The sequence below is a fragment of the Brevibacterium sp. CS2 genome, assembly GCF_005280295.1.
In the GTDB taxonomy this organism is placed as follows: Bacteria; Actinomycetota; Actinomycetes; order Actinomycetales; family Brevibacteriaceae; genus Brevibacterium; species Brevibacterium pityocampae.
This window is the reverse complement of record NZ_CP040020.1, coordinates 2,828,042-2,847,490: the sequence shown is the minus strand read 5'-3', so window position 1 is coordinate 2,847,490 and position 19,449 is coordinate 2,828,042. Positions and strand designations below refer to the sequence as shown.

General features: G+C 67.0%; 17 protein-coding genes, 1 tRNA gene and 3 pseudogenes. 12 read left to right on the top strand and 9 right to left on the bottom strand.

The features are described 5' to 3' along the window. Positions 1-212: 212 nt before the first annotated feature. On the top strand, positions 213-2,978 hold the full coding sequence (locus FDF13_RS12825; protein WP_137319985.1) for a cation-transporting P-type ATPase: 2,766 nt from the start codon (positions 213-215) through the stop codon (positions 2,976-2,978). 200 nt (positions 2,979-3,178) lie between these two features. Here FDF13_RS12825 and FDF13_RS12820 read toward each other — a convergent pair whose 3' ends face one another. Further along, positions 3,179-3,583, bottom strand: a complete 405-nt coding sequence (locus tag FDF13_RS12820) for a hypothetical protein (RefSeq protein WP_137319984.1) — start codon at positions 3,581-3,583, stop codon at positions 3,179-3,181. Positions 3,584-3,816: 233 nt separating this feature from the next. Next, positions 3,817-4,839, bottom strand: a complete 1,023-nt coding sequence (locus FDF13_RS12815) for an Rv2578c family radical SAM protein (protein ID WP_137319983.1) — start codon at positions 4,837-4,839, stop codon at positions 3,817-3,819. 449 nt (positions 4,840-5,288) lie between these two features. Here FDF13_RS12815 and FDF13_RS12810 point away from each other — a divergent pair. Continuing rightward, a pseudogene (locus FDF13_RS12810) lies at positions 5,289-6,404 on the top strand (IS3 family transposase); the annotation flags it as partial. A gap of 33 nt (positions 6,405-6,437) precedes the next feature. On the opposite strand, the pseudogene FDF13_RS12805 reads toward FDF13_RS12810, so the two are convergent. Continuing rightward, a pseudogene (locus FDF13_RS12805) lies at positions 6,438-7,118 on the bottom strand (transposase family protein); the annotation flags it as partial. 149 nt (positions 7,119-7,267) lie between these two features. On the opposite strand from FDF13_RS12805, the gene FDF13_RS15025 reads away from it, so the two are divergent. Both FDF13_RS15025 and FDF13_RS12800 read left to right on the top strand, forming a co-directional pair. After that, complete coding sequence (locus FDF13_RS15025; RefSeq protein ID WP_217494862.1) at positions 7,268-7,420, top strand: hypothetical protein; 153 nt, start codon at positions 7,268-7,270, stop codon at positions 7,418-7,420. A gap of 28 nt (positions 7,421-7,448) precedes the next feature. Next, the gene (locus FDF13_RS12800) at positions 7,449-7,709 is read left to right on the top strand and encodes an MmcQ/YjbR family DNA-binding protein (RefSeq protein WP_137319982.1); all 261 of its coding nucleotides are present in this window, start codon (positions 7,449-7,451) and stop codon (positions 7,707-7,709) included. A 17-nt stretch (positions 7,710-7,726) separates the two neighbouring features. On the opposite strand, the gene FDF13_RS12795 is transcribed toward FDF13_RS12800, so the two are convergent. The 5 genes from FDF13_RS12795 to FDF13_RS12780 all read right to left on the bottom strand — a co-directional run bounded on the left by FDF13_RS12795 (position 7,727) and on the right by FDF13_RS12780 (position 12,173). Next, the gene (locus tag FDF13_RS12795; RefSeq protein ID WP_137319981.1) at positions 7,727-8,767 is read right to left on the bottom strand and encodes a methionine synthase; all 1,041 of its coding nucleotides are present in this window, start codon (positions 8,765-8,767) and stop codon (positions 7,727-7,729) included. Then, positions 8,764-9,768 carry a putative oxygenase MesX gene (locus FDF13_RS12790; protein ID WP_137319980.1) on the bottom strand — a complete coding sequence of 335 codons (1,005 nt, stop codon included), beginning with the start codon at positions 9,766-9,768 and terminating at the stop codon, positions 8,764-8,766. The genes FDF13_RS12795 and FDF13_RS12790 overlap by 4 nt, the downstream gene beginning before the upstream one ends. A gap of 1,116 nt (positions 9,769-10,884) precedes the next feature. Next, on the bottom strand, positions 10,885-11,703 hold the full coding sequence (locus FDF13_RS12785; RefSeq protein WP_254668806.1) for an IS3 family transposase: 819 nt from the start codon (positions 11,701-11,703) through the stop codon (positions 10,885-10,887). A 27-nt stretch (positions 11,704-11,730) separates the two neighbouring features. Then, positions 11,731-11,859, bottom strand: a complete 129-nt coding sequence (locus FDF13_RS15490; RefSeq protein WP_302630559.1) for a hypothetical protein — start codon at positions 11,857-11,859, stop codon at positions 11,731-11,733. Further along, positions 11,856-12,173: a helix-turn-helix domain-containing protein gene (locus tag FDF13_RS12780; RefSeq protein WP_010080477.1), complete on the bottom strand. Its 318-nt coding sequence runs from the start codon at positions 12,171-12,173 to the stop codon at positions 11,856-11,858. The genes FDF13_RS15490 and FDF13_RS12780 overlap by 4 nt, the downstream gene beginning before the upstream one ends. A gap of 62 nt (positions 12,174-12,235) precedes the next feature. Here FDF13_RS12780 and FDF13_RS12775 point away from each other — a divergent pair, with 62 nt between their 5' ends. Then, a complete protein-coding gene (locus FDF13_RS12775; RefSeq protein WP_175406975.1) occupies positions 12,236-12,985 on the top strand; it encodes a DDE-type integrase/transposase/recombinase in 750 nt (249 codons plus the stop codon). Positions 12,986-13,041: 56 nt separating this feature from the next. Here FDF13_RS12775 and FDF13_RS12770 read toward each other — a convergent pair. Continuing rightward, positions 13,042-13,115 (bottom strand) — tRNA-Pro (locus tag FDF13_RS12770). 439 nt (positions 13,116-13,554) lie between these two features. On the opposite strand from FDF13_RS12770, the gene FDF13_RS12760 reads away from it, so the two are divergent. The 7 genes and pseudogenes from FDF13_RS12760 (at position 13,555) to FDF13_RS12730 (ending at position 19,361) form a co-directional block, all read left to right on the top strand. Beyond that, the gene (locus FDF13_RS12760; protein WP_137319978.1) at positions 13,555-14,559 is read left to right on the top strand and encodes a DUF881 domain-containing protein; all 1,005 of its coding nucleotides are present in this window, start codon (positions 13,555-13,557) and stop codon (positions 14,557-14,559) included. Continuing rightward, positions 14,556-14,888: a small basic family protein gene (locus FDF13_RS12755; protein ID WP_137319977.1), complete on the top strand. Its 333-nt coding sequence runs from the start codon at positions 14,556-14,558 to the stop codon at positions 14,886-14,888. The genes FDF13_RS12760 and FDF13_RS12755 overlap by 4 nt, the downstream gene beginning before the upstream one ends. Next, positions 14,885-15,697, top strand: a complete 813-nt coding sequence (locus FDF13_RS12750; protein WP_137319976.1) for a DUF881 domain-containing protein — start codon at positions 14,885-14,887, stop codon at positions 15,695-15,697. The genes FDF13_RS12755 and FDF13_RS12750 overlap by 4 nt, the downstream gene beginning before the upstream one ends. Before the next feature lie 250 nt (positions 15,698-15,947). After that, on the top strand, positions 15,948-16,352 hold the full coding sequence (gene gcvH, locus FDF13_RS12745; RefSeq protein WP_137319975.1) for a glycine cleavage system protein GcvH: 405 nt from the start codon (positions 15,948-15,950) through the stop codon (positions 16,350-16,352). A gap of 755 nt (positions 16,353-17,107) precedes the next feature. Next, positions 17,108-17,404: pseudogene (locus tag FDF13_RS15380) on the top strand (FHA domain-containing protein); the annotation flags it as partial. A 13-nt stretch (positions 17,405-17,417) separates the two neighbouring features. Then, on the top strand, positions 17,418-17,894 hold the full coding sequence (locus FDF13_RS12735) for a bifunctional nuclease family protein (protein WP_137319973.1): 477 nt from the start codon (positions 17,418-17,420) through the stop codon (positions 17,892-17,894). A gap of 66 nt (positions 17,895-17,960) precedes the next feature. Continuing rightward, positions 17,961-19,361: a class II 3-deoxy-7-phosphoheptulonate synthase gene (locus FDF13_RS12730; RefSeq protein WP_217494943.1), complete on the top strand. Its 1,401-nt coding sequence runs from the start codon at positions 17,961-17,963 to the stop codon at positions 19,359-19,361. The last annotated feature ends 88 nt before the right edge of the window (positions 19,362-19,449 follow it).

The window sequence follows — 19,449 nt, the reverse complement described above, 5'->3', positions numbered from 1 at the left end:
CGAGCAGGCGCACCGGAGTCGGGGCGTAGCATGGACGACAGAGCCGATCCGGACGGGGAAACCGCTGGTCACCACCTCGTGAGCGGTAAGGAACCCTGTCGCCGGGGGCGCCGGGTCGGATGCCGTCCGACCGGTCCCCGAACCGCCCGGTCGGACCCGTACCCGACGCATACCCGGAACCGGCCGGCAGGCCGACCGGGGCAGGAGACCTGATGACCGCAAGCCCGCAGCTGTTCTCCGCCGACCGCCCGCCGCACGCGCTGCCCGAGCAGGACGTGCTCTCCGCTCTCGACACCGACGACTCCGGACTCGATTCGACGCGCGCCGCCGAGATCCTCGCCGCGACCGGCCCGAACGCGCTGCCGCCGAGCGAGCAGGAGACGACGCTGCAGCGGCTGCTGCGCCAGTTCCACGACCCGATGATCTACGTGCTGCTCGCCGCCGCGGTCTTCACCGGCATCCTCGGCGAGGTCATCGACACGATCGTCATCCTCGCCGTCGTCCTCATCAACGCGCTCGTCGCTTTCTTCCAGGAGGGCAAGGCCGCCGATGCGCTCGAGAGCATCCGCTCGATGCTGTCCCTCGACAGCGAGGTGCTGCGCGACGGCGACTGGACCGAGGTCGACGCGGAGGAGCTCGTGCCCGGTGACATCGTGCGGCTGCGCGCCGGCGACAAGGTCCCTGCCGACCTCCGGCTGCTCCGCTCCGTGAACCTCCGCATCGAGGAGTCCGCGCTCACCGGGGAATCGGTGCCGGCGGAGAAGGCCGTCGACCCGGTCGCCGCGGACGCCGTGCTCGGGGACCGCTCGTCGATGGCCTACTCCGGCACCGTCGTCGCCGCGGGCTCCGGCACCGGCGTCGTCACCGCCACCGCCACCGGCACGGAGATCGGGCGCATCACCACGATGCTCAGCGAGGTCGAGTCGATGGACACCCCGCTCACCCGCTCGATGACCCGCTTCTCCTCGCTGCTCGCGATCGTCGCCGTGGTGCTCGCCGTCGGCATGGTGCTCCTGTCCTGGCTCCTCTACGACCACCCGTGGCCGCGCCTGCTCATGTCCGCGATCGGCTTCGCCGTCGCCGCAATCCCCGAGGGCCTGCCCGCCGTGCTCGCGATCACCCTGGCCCTCGGCGTGCAGGCGATGGCCTCGCGCAACGCGATCACCCGCCGCATGAACTCGGTGGAGACGCTCGGCTCGGTGACGACGATCTGCTCGGACAAGACCGGCACGCTCACCCGCAACGAGATGACCGTGCGCGAGGTCGTCACCACCGCCGGCCGGTTCGAGGTCACCGGCACCGGGTACGCGCCCGACGGCGAGATCCGCGCCGCGGATCCTGACACCGCGGGCGCCCCGGGTGCCGGCACCGAGGACGCCGCCGCAGGCGGGACGATCGAGCTCGCAGCGCACCCCGGGCTCGCCGCCATCGCCGAGGTGGCCGCGCTCGCCAACGACTCCCGTGTCGTCGAGCGCGACGGGGAATGGGTCCTCAACGGGGAGCCGACCGACGGCGGCATCCGCACCTTCGCCCTCAAGTCCGGCGCCCACCCGCAGGCCGAGCGGCTCGCCGAGGTGCCCTTCGACTCCGAGTACAAGTACATGGCCACCCTCGATGCCGGGGCGGACGGCACCCGGCTGGTCCACCTCAAGGGCGCACCCGACCGGCTCCTCGACCGCTGCGACCGGCAGGGGGACGGCCCCGATGCGGGCACCCCGCTCGACCGGGCCCACTGGGAGGCGGAGATCGACCGGCTCGGCGCCTCGGGCCTGCGCGTGCTGGCCGCCGCCAAACGGCGCGCCGACCCGGGCACCGATGAGCTCACCACGGACGACGTCGATGCGGGCGGCTTCGTGCTCCTCGGCCTGTTCGGGATCATCGATCCGCCGCGCGAGGAGGCGATCGAGGCGATCCGCACCGTGCAGCGCGCCGGCGTCCGGGTGCGGATGATCACCGGTGACCACGCCGGCACCGCGACCGCGATCGCCCGGGAGATGGGGATCGGTGATCGCGCGATCACCGGGGCGGAGCTCGAGGCGAGCACCGACGAGGAACTGCGGGAGATCGTCCGCGAGCACGACGTCTATGCGCGCACGAGCCCGGAGCACAAGCTGCGGCTCGTGCAGGCGCTCCAGGCCGACGGCGAGGTCGTGTCGATGACCGGCGACGGCGTCAACGACGCCCCCTCGCTCAAGCGCGCCGACGTCGGCGTGGCGATGGGCATCAAGGGCACGGAGGCGACCAAGGAGGCCGCCGACATCGTCCTCACCGACGACAACTTCGCCTCGATCGCGGCCGCCGTGGAGATGGGCCGGACGATCTACGACAACCTCCGCAAGGCGATCATCTTCATGCTCCCGACGAACGGCGCGCAGGGTCTCGTCATCCTCGTCGCGATGGTCGCCGGCATGACCCTGCCGATCACCCCGCTCCAGGTGCTGTGGGTCAACCTCATCACCGCGGTGACGCTGTCGCTCGCGCTGTCCTTCGAGCCCTCGGAGCCCGGCATCATGGAGCGGCCGCCCCGGGATCCGCGGGCCTCCCTGCTCGACTCCGAGGCGGTCGTGCGGATCGCCTACGTGTCCCTGCTGCTCGGCGGGGCGACGATCGGGGCGTTCCTGCTCGCGCAGTCCGGTGGGCTCGACCTCGAGACCTCGCGGACGATCGCGGTGCACACGCTCGTCGTCGGGCAGATCTTCTACCTGTTCGCCAGCCGGTTCACCACCGCGTCCAGCATGCGCCGTGAGCTGTTCACGACGAACGGCATCTCGTGGCTGTGCGTCGCGCTGTTGATCGGGTTGCAGCTCGCCTTCGGGTACCTTCCGTTCATGCAGGTCGCGTTCGCCACCACCGCCGTGCCGCTCAGCGGCTGGCTGCTTCCGGTGATCGTCGGGGTCGTCGTGTTCCTCACCGTCGAGGTCGACAAGGCCCTGCGGCGGCGCGCCCGGAAGGCCACGGTCGGGGTGAGCACAGCCTGACCCGCGGTTCCCGCCTCGGGACCGGCTCCGGATCGCAAGTCGGGGGCGGATCGGCCCGAGCCGGGACAGGTTCAGACGACACAGGCGGGGCACCCGGAATCCGGGTGCCCCGCCTGTATCGTGCTCAGGGTGCGCTCGTGAACTCGGGCCCGTCGTGCGGCCGCGCTCAGCGCTGCCGTGTCACGGCCGGAGGAGGCGCGTCACTTGCGGCCGAAGATCAGCGCGATCGCGATCGCGGCGAGCCAGGCGTCCTTGGCCAGCGCGGTGCCGTCCTGGCTGGGACGCACACCGTCCTCCTCGGTCATCGCCGGGTTGCGGAAGTACATCGCGAGCATCCCTGCGGCGAAGGTGCCCAGCGCGGCTCCGGCGATGCGCTTGGGGACCATGGGGGCGAGCAGCGCCGCGCCGACCGCGATCTCCCCGTAGCTCACGAACTTCGCGAACTGTTCCGGGGTGAGCTCGCCGAGCTTCGGCACGCCGGAGGCGGCCATGCCCTGGAGACCCTCGGCCATCTCGCGCGGCATGCCGAGCTTGCCGACGCCGGAGTTGAGGATGAAGGCGCCGGGGATGGCGCGGAGCGCGGTGGTGGCGATGCTGAAGCCCATGGGGGTCCCTTCGTCGAATGCGGTCGGTGTCCGTCGAGGCTGCAGAGGCCTTGGTGCGGCCGTGTCCATCAACCCCAACAGCACGCCCCGGCGGGGTATTCCGGGGTTCGAGCCCGCGTGGTCGCTGGGTGCTGGGGGAGTGCGATGGAAACCGCACCGGCGGGCGCAGCCTGCACAGTCTCCGCCCGCCGGTGCAGTTCCTGCTGCAGTCCGTGTTCCGGGTGCAGGCCTCGTCAGAAGAGCGTCGGTGTGAGCGCGGGGGCGGCGGCCGGAACTGCCTGCCGATCCCGGGAGCGTCCTCGCGCGTAGTCGTCGTCCGCCCGCGAACTGAGCCCGTACCGGTCGAGGAGCGGGCCGATCCGCCGGGACAGCTGGGCGCGGTAGGAACGCGGCGCGTGGGAGGAGTGCGCATAGAGGGCGCGGTAGCGGCGGCTCAGGTGCGGGTGCTCACGGTCGATCCAGGCGAGGAACCACTCGCGCGCACCCGGTCGCAGATGGAGGGCGCCGTGGACGACCCGGGTCGCACCGGATGCGGCGATGGCACGCACCGCGGTCTCGAGCTGTGCGGGGGAGTCGGTGAGGTAGGGGAGGACCGGCATGAGGAACACCGTGACCCGGAACCCGAGGTCTGCCGCGGCGCGCACGGTGGCGAGCCGGGCGGCCGTCGTCGGGGTACCGGGTTCCACCATCTGCTGGAGTGCGTCGTCGAACACCGCGATCGACATCGCGAGGTCGACCGGGACGTCCTCGGCGACACGGGCGAGCAGCGGCAGGTCGCGGCGCAGCAGGGTGCCCTTGGTGAGGATCGAGAACGGGGTGCCGTGCGCGGCGAGCGCGTCGATGATCCCGGGCATGAGCGCGTAGCGGCCCTCCGCCCGCTGATAGGGATCGGTGTTCGTGCCGAGCGCCACGTGCTCACCCACCCAGCGGGGCCGCGCGAGCTCGGCGGCGAGCACCTGAGCGATATTGACCTTGACGACGACCTGCGAATCGAAGTCCTCACCCGCGTCGAGGTCGAGGTAGCGGTGGGTATTGCGCGCGAAGCAGTAGACGCAGGCATGCGAGCAGCCGCGGTAGGGGTTGACCGTCCAGGGGAACGGCATGGCGCTGGCCGGCGGGACCTTGTTGAGCGCGGTCTTGGCGAGGACCTCGTGGAAGGTCATCCCGGCGAACTCCGGCGTGCTCACCGTGCGGAGCAGGCCGCGGACGTTGACCATCGCCATCGGATCGAGGACGCTCTGCTGGTTCCACCTCATGGTCGTCCTCCGTCCACCTGCCGCCGCCCTCCTGCTGCCGGGCGCTGTGCGCACCACCGGCGCCTGCATCGTCGGAGCGCGGGGCGCGCTCTGCGCCCGATACAACGATTCGAACACATGTTCTAACGCCGGTCAAGGGGTGAGGAAGGGGCGAGGAAGGAGGGGGCTGCGGTGACGCGGAGGGCGTCAGGTGCACTGAATGACGGAGGTCCGGAATCCCTGTGGATTCCGGACCTACGGTTCCGACACTGTGTCGGAAAAATCTGTCGGGCTAGCGGTGTTGAGTCTCAGTACATCGTCAACACCTGTCTCAATACATAGGGACTGCTGAGGGTTTAGTTGACTTCACGACTGGATAAGTTCCAGGAAGGATGGAAGTCATGCCAAAGATCTACACCGATGAGTTCAAGCAATCAGCTCTCGAGCTCCTGGGCGAGGGGATGACCCAGAAGCAGGTCTGCGCCGACCTCGGCATCTCGAAGTCAGCTCTCCAGGCCTGGGTGCGTGACTCACGCCTGCGTGAGCACGGACTCGAGCCCTCTCGTGATGTCGAGGAGTCTCGCGCCCAGGCAGCAGCACTGAAGCGGATCAGGGAACTCGAGCGGGAGAACAAGATCCTCCGCGAGGCTGCAGCGTATCTCTCGCAAGCGAACTTGAAGCTCGGTGGTCATCACCCAAAATGATGTACCCGCTGGTCCTCGACCTTGCTGCCGCCGGGGTGCCGGTGGCAGTGGCCTGCCGGGTACTCGGCTTTTACCAAGCAGGGTTTCTACAAGTGGTGCGCGAAACCTGTCTCTGACCGGGAACTCGAGGAGGCGCACTTGATCAATGCCGCCTACGACGTTCATACGGACGATCCTGAGTTCGGGCACCGGTTCATCGCTGATGAGCTCCAGGCGTGCGGATACAGCGCCTCTGAACGTCGTGTGTGGCGGCTGTGCTCGCAGCAGGAGCTGTTCTCCCACACGATCAAACGAGCCCGGAAGCACGGTAAGAAGCCCGGCCCGCCAGTGTGTGATGACCTCGTCGAACGCGACTTCACAGCAAAGGCAGTCAACGAGTTGTGGCTGACCGATATCACCGAGCATCACACCAGTGAGGGCAAGCTGTATATGTGCGCGGTCAAGGATGTGTTCAGCAACAGAATCGTCGGTTATGCCATCGATTCGAGGATGAAATCTCGTCTGGCTGTGGCGGCGATTGATGACGCTGTGGCTCGTCGTGGCGGACCGCGAGCCGTGGCAGGGTGTGTCGTTCACTCGGATCGCGGGTCGCAATTTCGCTCTCGTAAGTTCCAGCAGGTTCTACGGCGTTACGGGCTAGTCGGATCGATGGGTCGGGTCGGCGCTGCTGGTGATAATGCGGCGATGGAATCGTTCTTCGCTGTGTTGCAGAAGAACGTCCTCGACCGGGGCCGTTGGGACACGCGAGCGAGGTTGCGGACATCGATCGTCCACTGGGTCGAGCGGACCTACCACCGGAAGCGTCGGCAACGGCGTTTGGGTAAACTGACTCCGGTTGAATACGAGCTTGTTCACCACAAGGCCGTCGCTCTGGCGGCATAAACCCCGGAGTCAACTAAACCGTCAGCAGTCCCCCTCGATCCCCTCCCTGAACCCCTCGCTCTGAGCATCCAGCCAGGTCTTGAACACCTGCTTGGAACGACCCGGGACCATGTCCAGCAGCCGGGCAGGGCCGCGGCGTTCCTTCACCGGGGTCAGATCGATGACCACGGTGACATAGTGGGAGCCGCGCCCGGTGTGGCGCCAGCAATGCTCATCAACACCTATGACCTTCACCCCGTCGAACCGGTGAGGGTCCTCAATGAGCAGGTCCCGGCCGGCGGCCAACACGGCGTCGTTGACGGTATGCCAAGAGCAGGCCAGTGCGGCGGCGACCCTTGCGATGCTCATCCTGTCGATCACCACCGACTTCAGGGCCCACAGCACCGCATGCCTGCTCAACTTCGCCCGCGGTGCCGCCGCTGTGGTGGTGTCCTGGCGCCAGACGATGCCACAGTCAGCACATCGGTATCGGCGAACCCGAACCCACAGCACCGTGGGTCGCCACCCCAACGGTAGGTGCGCCAGCTTCCGGACTACCGTGCCCCGCGGCAGCCCCTCTGCGCCACAGTTACGGCACCATGGATCGTCTTCGATGACTCTGCATTCCAGGATGGCCCGGTCGCGGCGGATCTGTTGGCCGGTGACCATCAGGCCGAGGGAGTCGAGGAGGCAGAAGCTGTTGAGGTCAGGGGTGGTGAAAGTAGGCTGGGGCATCGTCGAGGTCTTCTGGATGGATTGGTGTAAGAACCTCCATCTTCGGAAGGCCTCGACCTCTATCCACCTATCGCCACGCCGACCCTGATCCTCATCCCCGCCTCTACACCCTCAAACGCGAAGAGCCATCAAATTTCGACTCACTGTGGGTGATCGAGGAGATGGGCATGGATCCGATCTCCTATGCCACGGTGAAGCGGTGGCTGTCGATCTACGCCACCGAGAAGTTCCGCCGCCGGCTGGCCGCAGCCCTAGAAGCTCAGCACCATCCACGACACCATCCAGGGTGCACACTAACCTGATAAAAGTCGGGTCCGGGGCAAGGTGTTCATGCTCCAGACTGAGGTCACCGGTGAACCGCTGGTGGTCCTGAAAGCCTCACCAGAGGATGCGAGCTTCCTGCGCGAGCACCACAGCCACATCACCCCCGGGTATCACATGAAAAAGAAGCACTGGATCACCCTGCATGCCGACGGCGACGTCGACAAACAGATGGTGGACGATCTGGTCACTGAGTCCTACCTTTTGGTTGTGGAGAAGAACCTCCCCCGGCGGGAGTGGCCCGTGAACCCGGAGACCTTCGGCAGCTGACAGGGTGGTGGTCACCCTTAGGCGGCGGGCTCTGTAGAAAGCTCTCTGCGAACGATTTCCGCCCCGGCGCTCAAGGCGCCCAGCTTGGCCCGGGCCACACTACGTGACAGAGGAGCCATCCCACAGTTGGTGGAGGCCCAGAGCTTATCGGCGTCGACAAACTGCAGTGCATTGCGCAGGGTCGCGGCAACCTCTTCAGGTGTCTCCACAGCGGTATTGGCCACATCGATCGCGCCGACCATCAGCTTCTTACCGCGGACCAGCTCGAGAAGGTCAGTGGGCACATGGGAGTTATGGCATTCCAGCGAGACGATATCGAGGCTCGACTTCTGGATCTGAGGGAAGGTCTCCTCGTATTGGCGCCACTCGGAGCCCAGGGTCTTCTTCCAGTTGGTATTGGCCTCAATCCCGTAGCCGTAGCAGATATGCACGGCCGTTTCGCAGCTGAGCCCCTCGGCGGCTCGCTCCAGAGCAGCGATACCCCATTCGTTGACCTCATCGAAGAAGACGTTGAAGGCCGGCTCATCGAATTGGACGATATCTACACCAGCGGCTGCTAGTTCCTTAGCCTCCTGGTTGAGGATCTCGGCGAACTTCCAGGCCAGTTCTGCACGGCTGCCGTAGCGAGCATCGTAGAGGGTGTCGACCATAGTCATCGGCCCGGGCAGAGCCCATTTGATGGGCGCGTCAGTATGTGCTCGTAGGGTCTCAGCATCGGCGACAAAGACCGGACCTTTGCGGGTGACATCATCGACCACCACGGGCACCGAGGCGTCATAGCGGTCTCGGATTCGCACCACCTTGCGGTTCTCGAAGTCCACCCCATTGAGGTTCTCGATGAAGGTTGTGACGAAATGCTGGCGGGTCTGTTCGCCATCGCTGACGATGTCGATTCCCTCGGCCCGCTGGTCTGCCAGGGCCAGGAGCAGGGCGTCCCGTTTGCCCTCGGTAAGGGCTTCGCCCTCGAGTTTCCAAGGTGACCAGAGTGTCTCTGGCTGGGCCAGCCAGGAGGGCTTGGGGAGGCTTCCGGCGGATGTGGTGGGCAGAAGTTTGTTCATGATGTCATTCCCTGAAGTTGGTGGTGGTAGTCCGAGTAGCGAGCAGACCACTGCTCAAGAGTTTTCCCATGCGGGATGATGAGGTTCTCCTGGACGAACCTGCCCTGCTCCGCACCAAGACGAGCACGCTCGTCTCTGTCGTAGACGATCCCGGTTGCCGAGAAGTCCGAGTGCTTCAAGCTGGGCTGATAAGCATCGCCAGCCGGGGTGTTGGCGTTGTAGATCTCAGGCCGGTAGATCTTCTGGAAGGTCTCCATAGTGCTGATCGTGGCGATCAGTTCCAGATTGGTGTAGTCCTCGAGGAGATCACCGAGGAAGTAGAAAGCCAACGGTGCGGCACTCTTGGGCGGCATGAAGTAGCGGACCCGCATGCCCATCTTCCCGAAGTACTGATCAGTCAAGGAGAACTCATCCTGCTGATACTCGACGCCAAGAACGGGGTGCTCATATCCCGTGCGGTGGTAGGTTCTGCTGGTGGAGACGCTGATGCAGATCACCGGCAGCTTGCTGAAGTGTGTGGCGTAGGTGTCTGAGGCGAGGAGGCCCTTGAAGAGATTGCCGTGGAGCTCCCCGAAGTCCTCCGGCAGTGCTGATCCGTTCCTGCTGCATTCGGGAAGCCGGATACTGAAGTCGTAGTCACGCACATAGGAGGAGAAGTTATTGCCCACAATCCCTTCAAAGCGTTCACCTTGTTGAGTGTCCACCACGGTGGTTTGCAGCATTTCGATCACCGGGAATGAGGCGGCACCTTCTTCTGCCTGAAGTTCGATGTTCACCGAGACAATATCGAGCTCAACCCGGTATCGGTCCCCACCTGCGTCCTCCTGCGAGGCCAGCTCATTGCAACGATCATCAATCATCGCCAGGGCCTTGCGCAGGTTCTGCTGCCGGTTCTCACCACGGGCAAGATTGGCGAAATTGGTCGTCAGGCGGGTGCCTTCCAGAGGCTGGTAGGTCACGTCGAAACGAGTCTTCTCAATGGAGAATGCCACCTCTGTCATCGCAGCAACACCGCCGGGGTCAGAGCAGCCTCGCGCTCAATGTGATGTGAAGAAGAGATCAGACGCATGATGCTTCGCCCGAAGCCAGGCGCTGGGCGCGAAGCTCCGGGCTGCTGTCCTTTCATAGGTCACGCCCCTAGGGAGTCCTCGCATCTGCGAAGACGCACTAGGAGCACACGGCTGTGTACAGGTGTTCGCAGCGGTGCCCGGCCGATTCCTGGCCAGACGCGAGGCTTCGCATACGCGCTGCAGATAAGGGCTTCACCGGCGCTGGAGCACCGTTTATGTTCAGCCCATCGCAGTCATACTAACAATATTGTTCAGTCTCGCGGGAAATGTACTAGCCTGTCGCAATCATGTGGATCCTGCCCGTGCCGCGGCCAAGGGGCACGAGGTAAAGGGAACACAGAGTTTGTCTCGCCGAATCCGCTGCCTGGCTAGAACAGCGGAGAGGCGTACGTGGTGAGGAAGACTGCGTGCATAGGAGGGCGAAGAGCAGGAACGTGGCTCCCATAGCGGACCCACCAGCTGGCTTGTCGGCCATCTCTCTGCGCAACCGCGGACGGGACGGGACGGTGAGGTTCATCGCTGAGAACAGCACCAGGAACCGACCCGACCGGATCCCTGGCTCCACCGAGAACGGAGCCACCACAGGCGGAGAGACTTCGGCCTGCCATAGCATCCGCAACCATCACCAGGGCTTCAGCCCGCTGTGACCAGCAAGCACAGCTAGAGTTTGGCCGCCGGAGGCGGCCCGGGGTTTTCGTGGAGAACGTGATCTTTCTCGGCGAAGGAGCTGTGCGAATGTCCTATCTGAACATTCTTTCCTCGGTGCCTCGGGTATGGATCGGGTGTTTGGCCTGTTACAACGAAGGCCGCCTCACCGGTGATTGATTCGAGGCAGCCACCGCCGATGAAGTCACCCTCGAACGGGTGCATGGTCGGCCCACCTCCCATGAGGAGCTCTGGGTCTTTGACCATGAGGGCCTGCCGGTCACCTCCGAGCTGAGCCCCCAGCATGCAGCTAGGCTCATCGGGCGGATCAACGAGGTCGACCTGACTTTTATCAGGGGGTCTGATTCTGGGGGTCGGCAGCTTGCTGACCTGGGGTTTCTATTAGTGGGTGCACATGTCCCGCGTCAAGTAGTTGGCAGGATTTCCTTGGTTTTGAATGTCGGGGTGGTGGGGTCGGCCAGGCCCCGGGTGCACCTCCTTGGGCCGGTTCCATGAGATGGCCTCGTGGGGCCGGAGCTCGTTGTACTCGATCCGGTAGTCCTCGGCCCGCTCGGCGAGCACGATCGCGTCGTCAATCTCGTCCAGGTAGAGCCGTTCGTACTTCAGCGTGCCGAAGCCGCGTTCACGGGACCCGTTCTGCCCCGTGGTCTTCACTCGGGTGCGCACGTGGTGTAGCTCGGGGTGGGCGGCGATGAAGGACTCGAAGCGGAAGGACCGGAACGGCCCGCCGTTGTCCGTCACGATGGTCACCACGGGCAACAGCTCACCGGTCTCGGGATCGACCGGGCAGGCCTCGACCAGCGGGTGACCGAACATGGCCTCGTAGTCGGCCAGGGCCAACTCGATCGCGTCGATCGCGTCGTGCTGGTTCCCGGTGGGCGAAACGTGGAAGGGGTGCTCGTACTTGGACCAGTAGTCCCGGCACCCGGCCAGCCGCCAGGTCCCTCCGGTGGTGGTCTCGAACTCGCTGAAGTCCAGCTGCCAGACTTGGTTCGGGCCTGAGGGCTCGGTGGCGAACGCGGCCTTGCGCCGCTCGGCCAGCTTCCGTCGCTCCCGTTGGTACTGCGCGGGCAGAATCAGCCCCTCGTCGCGCAGGATTCGCAGCACGGTCGCCTCGGAAACAACATGCCCGTCGTGGCGGACCATCGCCCAGATCTTCCGATGCCCCCACGCCGGATGGGCCAGCGCGTGCTTGACCACCAGTTCCCTGGCGGCCTGCCGTGCCGGTTACGGCCACGGTCCCTTCACCGCCGTCCCGGTGCGGGCCTTGGCCTGCCAGCGGCGCCAGGTCCGCTCGGGCATGTCGAAGAGCTGGCAGAACCTCGCGGTCGACATGCCCGCTTCCACGCGGATCACCTCGAGGTCCTCGAAGGGCCCAGCCGGCCCTCCGCGGACTTCTTCCACACCCTGGCTTCCAGGTGTGCCTCGCCCAAGGCCTGGGTCAGCTCGGCGACCTCGGCCTCCAGCTGTTCCTCTCGGGAGGATGGTCCGGACCTGCCGGCCACCAGGGCGGTCTTGCCGGCTTCCAGGAACTCGGCCTTCCACCGTCCGATGGACTGCTCACTGACTTTCTCCTTGCGTGCCGCTTCGGCGATGGACATCTCGCCGGCCAGCACGCTCAGCACTATCCGGGTCTTCTTCTCCGCCGGAATCGAGGGTGGTCTACCCATGTCTGACTCTCCTTCAGGACCTACATAACGGCCCTGCCACTAAGTCTGACGCGCGACACTGCGTGAGCTCAGGCGACGCAACCGGCTGCTGGCAATCAGACTTCACCCACGTCCGACTCGCCGACGACACCGACGTCGAAGTCATCACCTGGCTCGATGACTACTCCCGCTACGCGCTGCACATCTCCGCCCACCCGCGCATCACCGTCAACACCGTGGTATCCACATTCACCCGCACCACCAGCAGCCACGGCCTCCCGGCAGCCACCCTGACCGACAACGGACTCGTCTACACCGCCCGCTACCGCGGCGACATCAACCGCTTCGAGAAACACCTGCGCGCCCACGACATCGAACAGCGCAACGGCACCGGCAACCACCCCCAGACCCAAGGGAAAGTCGAACGCTTCCAACAGACGATGAAGAAATGGCTCGCCGCCACCGAACCGGCCACCACGATCGCAGAGCTCAACACCCGACTCAACGCGTTCGCCACCATCTACAACACCCAGCGCGTTCAGAGCGCGAAGAAGACCACCCCCTACGCCGCCTACATCAGCAAACCCAAGGACACGCCCTCACCACTGCCGGCCGACACTACCCGCTACCGCCACGACCGGATCGACAGAACCGGGAAAGTCAGCCTCCGCTACGACTCCCGCATGTACTCCATCGGCGTCGGCCGAACCCACGCCCGAACCCGCGTCGTCCTCATCATCAAAGACCGCCACATCACGATCGTGGACAAGACCACCGGAGAAGTCATCCGCGACCTCACCCTGGACCCCACACGCCGTTACCAGAAGCAATGAAAAACACCCCGAACCATGGGTTCGGGGTGTTTCCGATGTACTGAGACATCACACTGTCGGGCTAGCGGGATTCGAACCCACGACCTCTTGACCCCCAGTCAAGCGCGCTACCAAGCTGCGCCATAGCCCGATTGGTCCGCCCTGCGGCGAAACGATCCTGGACAACCTTATACCCCGCCCGCCGTGCGGGCAAAAACGGCCGGCACCCCGCGGGCCGGTGACGCGTAGACTGGCCCGATGTTCGTCATCTTCGGTTTCGGCAAGCGGCAGAGACCCCAGGGCCCCGGCGCGCTGCGCGACTGCCCGCGCTGCCACAACACCACCCGGTGGAACCGGATGCGCTAGTTCTCCCAGTTCACCCTCTTTCTTCATCCCCATCGCGCGCTGAGGCCGCCGCGAGTTCGAGACCTGCGGCATCTGCACCGCCTTGATCGAGGTGTGACCCACCCGCAGCGTGATCCGCACGGACCCCGCCGGTCCGCGCTCCTGGACTGAGTGCGACACCGGCCCGGATATGCCACGATGGGGGATCGACGCGGCATCGGGACGGACGAGACGAGGAGGGGCGCGTGGCGGACGAGCACTCCGAGGACCCCCGAGCACGCGCAGAAGGCTGCGACCGGGAGCCGCCGATCTCCGAGAGGCGCGCCGCCCTCGCCGCCTCCGACACCCGCCGCTCCCACAGCCGCCGCTCCGACCCGGCGCGCGCCCGCCGCTTCGCCGAGCGCCGCATCTCCTCGCGCGAATCCGACCGGCCCCGCACCTCGTTCTCCGAATCCCTGCTCGAATCCCTGTGGAACCGCACTCCGGAGCCCGACTACGAGATCGCGGCGAGCAAGAAGGTGCCCCGCACCACCGGATCGCGGATGATGTTCGGCGCTGTCGCCGTCGTGCTCGGGCTGACCTTCACCGTCGCGGTCGTCCAGCTCACCCGCACCGAGGACGGGGAGCGGGGCACCGCCGATTTCCTCGCCGGGCAGATCGAGTCCCGGCAGCAGGACAACGAGCGGCTCGCCTCCGACATCGAGGAGCGCACGGCTGCGCTCGCCTCCGCTCAGCGCTCGGCGCTGACCGAGGAGCAGAGCCGCGAGCTCGACGCGCTCGCCCGCACTGCCGGCGCCGAGGAGCTCACCGGCCCCGGCACGATCATCACCCTGCGTGACCAGGACCGGGCCGAGGCCGAGGACGACCCCCGGCAGACCACCGCCGCGGAGAACCGGGTGCAGGACATCGACCTGCAGATCGTCGTCAACGGGTTGAACGCCGTCGGTGCGCAGGGCATCGCGATCAACGGCCACCGGCTCACCTCGGCCTCGGCCATCCGCTCGGCCGGCAGCGCGATCCTCGTGAATTTCGATCCGCTCGAACCGCCCTACGAGGTCGTCGCGATCGGCGACGAGGAGCTCGGCGACCGGTTCCTCGCCGCACCCGCAGCCGACTACCTCACGACGATCCGGACCGAATACGGGATCGGCTCGCAGATCTCCCGCGAGGAGCGCACCCTGCCCGCGGCCGAGGTCTCCGCCCCGCGCTTCGCCGAACGCACCGACCCCGGACCGGAGGCCATTCTGTGATCGCCATCATCGGACTCGTCATCGGGATCGGGCTCGGGATCATCCTCGACCCGGCCGTCCCCGCCGTCATCCAGCCCTACCTCCCGATCGCCGTGGTCGCCGCGCTCGACGCGCTCGCCGGTGGCCTGCGGGCAGTGCTCAGCGGGAACTTCGACGACCGCGTCTTCGTCATCTCCTTCTTCTCCAACTCCCTCGTCGCCGCGCTCATCGTGTTTATCGGCGACAAGCTCGGAGTCGGCTCGCAGCTATCCACCGGCGTCGTCGTGGTCCTCGGCATCCGCATCTTCACCAACGCCGCGGCCATCCGCAGACAGCTGTTCAAGGCATGAGCACCGGCGACCTCGATCCGCGGGAGCGACCGGAGTCCGGTCCGCCCGGGCCCAACCCGGAGCCGGAGCACGCCGGCACCCGGGAGCAGGCCTGGGAGAGGCTGCGCTCCGCCTTCGGTCTCTCCTCCTGGCGCTCCCAGGCGCTCGCCGGAGTGCTCTGCGCGCTGCTCGGTTTCGCATTCGTCGCCCAGATCCAGCAGACCGAAGAATCCGGCCTCAGTCAGCTCTCGGAGACCGAGCTCGTCCGGGTGCTCGACGACATCGACGACCGCAACGCCCGGCTCGAGTCGGAGGCCTCCCAGCTGAGCCGGGACGAGCAGGAGCTCGAATCCGGTTCCAATCAGCGCGAGGCCGCCCGGCAGCAGGCGCGCGACCGGGTCGAGGCACTGTCGATCCTCGCCGGCACCGTCGCCGTCACCGGGCCGGGCATCGTCGCCACGATCGACGGCTCCGCAGGCGTCGTCACCGCGGCGAACCTCGTCACCTTCGTCCAGGAGCTGCGCGATGCCGGGGCCGAGGCGATCGACATCAACGGCACCCGGGTGGTCGTCGACACCTACTTCACCGAGTCCGAGGACGGCAGGCTGCGCGTCGCCGGCGCGGATCTCAGCCGACCGATCACCATCACCGCGATCGGCGAGCCGGACACCATGGCCACGGCGATGCGGATCCCCGGCGGCGTTGCCGATACGATCGAGCAGCGCGGGGGCACGTTCACCGTGGAGACGCATGATGCGGTGGACATCGACAGCGTGGTCGCCCCGGCCGAGGGTGAGGACGGCGACGATGGCGGCCAGGGCGGCGGCTGAACAGGGGCGGTGCGCGGAGCGATCCGAACCCGGAGGTGCGTGAACCGACGCCCGCATCATGGCTGGTCAGGTGCGCAGCCGGGACCGGCGGGCGAGCGGCCTCCGAGCGGTCTCCGAGCAGGGGTGCGGCGCCCCGCTCGACCGCGGAACAGCACCCGGATAAGGTGTGTGACGAACTCGTCGCCCGAATGTTACCTGAGGTGGGCGAACGGCTATGCTGGTGGCACCACCACACGACGCAGGAGATGACATGGCTCAGTTGGACTTCCCGGCCGACCTCAAGTACTCGCGCGATCACGAATGGGTCGCCGGTACGGGGCAGGACGCCGTCGTCCGAGTCGGGATCAGCGATTTCGCCCAGGACTCCCTGGGAGACGTCGTGTTCGTCGACCTGCCTGCCGTCGGTGACACCATCACCGCAGATGAGACCTGCGGGGAGATCGAGAGCACGAAGAGTGTGTCCAACGTCGTCGCCCCTGTCAGCGGAGAGGTCGTCACGGTCAACGACGAGGTCGTCGAGACCCCGGAGACCGTCAACTCCGATCCCTACGGCGCCGGCTGGCTCTTCGAGGTGAGGATGAGCAGCCCCGCCGAGGCGGACGCGCTCATGGATGCAGACACGTACAGCCAGGAAGTGGAAAGCGAGGGAGCCTGATGTCCCAGCAGCACGACCCCCGGAACGACTCCGGAGTCCCGCAGGCCCCCTGGTACGGCGGCACCGACGAGGAGCGGGCTCCGAAGACCTTCCCGTTCGGGGACCAGGGCGAGCAGCCCGGTCCGCAGGGTGAGGCCGACGGCGGCGCGCAGCCGCCGACGCAGAACCACGCCCCTGTCGCGCCCGATCCGCACGCCCAGGCCGGTTCCGCGCCGCAGCACGGTCAGTGGCAGCAGCCGCAGGACCAGGGACAGTACGGCTCGCAGGGACAGCCCTACGGCCGGCAGCAGGCCCCCGTGCACCAGGAGCAGTGGCAGCAGCCGCAGAACGGCTCCCAGGGCCACGCCTACGGCACCCAGCAGGCGCAGCCGTCCGGCGACCAGGGTCAGTGGCAGCAGCCCCAGGACCAGGGACAGTACGGCGCACAGCAGCCGTACGGCTCCCAGGGGCAGCCCTACGGTCAGCCCATCGGTGCACCGGCGCCGCAGCACGGCCAGTGGCAGCAGCAGGATCAGGGCCAGTACGGTTCGCAGGGCCAGCCCTACGGCGACCAGGGCCAGTGGCAGCAGCCGCAGGACCAGGGTCAGTACGGCTCCCAGGGCCAGCCCTACGGCGCCGCCGGGGGGCCGCAGGACCACCAGACCGACTCCGGCCGGGCCGCGCCCGCGGACTCGCAGCAGTTCCAGGGGTTCCTCGACCCGCACACCGGTGAGATCCACCCGGTCCCGGATCTCGCGCACCTGCAGGATTCCGATGCGCTGCTCGTCGTGGTCTCCGGCCCGGACGCCGGTGCCCAGATCCTCCTCGACACCGATGTCGTCACCGTCGGGCGCAGCCCGAACGCCGACATCTTCCTCGACGACGTCACCGTGTCGCGCAAGCACGCGGAGTTCGTCCGCACCCCTGCCGGATTCACCCTGCGCGACACCGGTTCGCTCAACGGCACCTACGTGGGCCGGCAGCTCATCGACTCCGTGGAGCTGCAGAACGGTGCCGACGTGCAGATCGGCAAGTTCCGGATGATCTTCCAGCAGCGACCGCGGACCGCCTGAGGCGGGGCTGTCCATGGCCGCTGTCGAAGTCGAGGTCGTCGGGGTGCGCATCGAGCTCCCCGCCAACCAGCCCATCCTCCTGCTCAAGGCGGTGAACCTGCCCCGGTTCCTGCCGATCTGGATCGGCGCCGCAGAGGCGAACGCGATCGGGATCGTGCAGCGCGGGCTGACACCGCCGCGGCCGCTGAGCCACCACCTCATGCTCGACATCCTCGAAGCGCACGGCGACAGCCTGAGCCGAGTCGTGATCACCGGTCGGGAGAACCACACCTTCCTCGCCGAGCTCCGCACCGAGGCCGGCAAGACGATCTCGGCGCGCCCCTCGGACGCGATCGCGATGGCGCTCATCGCCGACAGCCCGGTCTATGCGGCCGAGGAGGTCGTCGCGGAGAACGGCATCGACGCCCCGGCGCCCGACGAGGAGGAGGTCGCGCAGTTCCGCGAGTTCCTCGACCACGTGTCGCCCGAGGACTTCGAGGGCCGGTCCTGAGCCGCCGTACGTCCCGCACCCGCCCGCCCCATCACAACGATCGAACCAGGTGAGACATCCGTGAGCTTGAATACCAGCCGACTGTACGAAGCCGCCGGACAGGCCGAGGCCAGCGAGGAGACCATCGCCGGTCTCGACGCCTGGCGTTCTCTCGAGCCGCTGCAGCAGCCGACGTATCAGGACGCCGAGGAGCTCGCAGGGGTCCTCGACCGCCTGCGCGAGGTGCCGCCCCTGATCTTCGCCGGCGAGGCCGACCGGCTGCGCGACCACATCGCGCAGGCGTCCCGCGGTGAGGCCTTCGTGCTCGCCGGGGGAGACTGCGCGGAGTCCTTCGCCAGCGCCTCCGCCGACGCCATCCGGCGCCGTGTGCAGACGGTGCTCCAGATGGCCGTCGTCCTCACCTACGGCGGATCCCTGCCGGTCGTCAAGATCGGCCGGATGGCCGGGCAGTTCGCCAAACCGCGGTCCTCGGACATGGAGACCCGCGACGGTGTGACGCTGCCGTCCTACCGCGGCGACATCGTCAACGACCACGAGTTCACCCCCGAGGCGCGCCGTCACGACCCGAACCGGCTGCTCGACGCCTACCACGTGTCCTCGTCGACGCTCAATCTCATCCGCGCCTTCACCACCGGCGGCTTCGCGGACCTGCGCCTCGTCCACGAGTGGAACCGCGGCTTCCTCGGCTCGAACCCGAACTACCACCGCTACGAGCAGCTCGCCCGCGAGATCGATCGCGCGCTCAAGTTCATGGACGCGTGCGGAGCCGATTTCGACGCGATCGGCTCCGTCCAGTTCTTCTCCGCCCACGAGGCGCTCCTGCTCGAGTACGAGCGCGCTCTCACCCGGATCGACTCCCGCACCGGCGACCCCTACGACGTGTCGGGCCACTTCCTGTGGATCGGCGAGCGGACCCGACAGCTCGACTCCGCCCACGTCGACTTCCTGTCGCGGGTGAAGAACCCGATCGGCGTCAAGCTCGGACCCACCGCCACCGCGGACGACGCGCTCGCGCTGGCCTACAAGCTCGACCCCGAGGGCGAGCCCGGCCGCCTGACCTTCATCACCCGGATGGGCGCCGAGGTCATCCGCGAGCGCCTCCCGAAGCTCCTCGGGGATATCGGCGATCGCCTGCCCCAGGTCACCTGGGTGTGCGATCCCATGCACGGCAACACCATCACCTCGAACACCGGCTACAAGACCCGTCGCTTCGAGGACGTCATGGGCGAGGTCGCCGGCTTCTTCGACGCCCACTACGACGCCGGCACGATCCCCGGCGGCCTCCACATCGAGCTCACCGGCGACGACGTCACCGAGGTGCTCGGCGGGGCCTCCGAGATCGACGAGGAAGGCCTGCGGCGGCGCTACGAGACGCTCGTCGACCCGCGCCTCAACCACGACCAGTCCCTCGAGATGGCCTTCCAGGTCGCGGAGTACCTCACCGACCGCCAGAAGACCCAGCACTGACGAGGCCGGGACCGGAGCACCGCACCGGCGGGGAACCCCCGCGACCGCGACGCCCCGCACCCACGGCATCCGCACACACCCCGGGAGG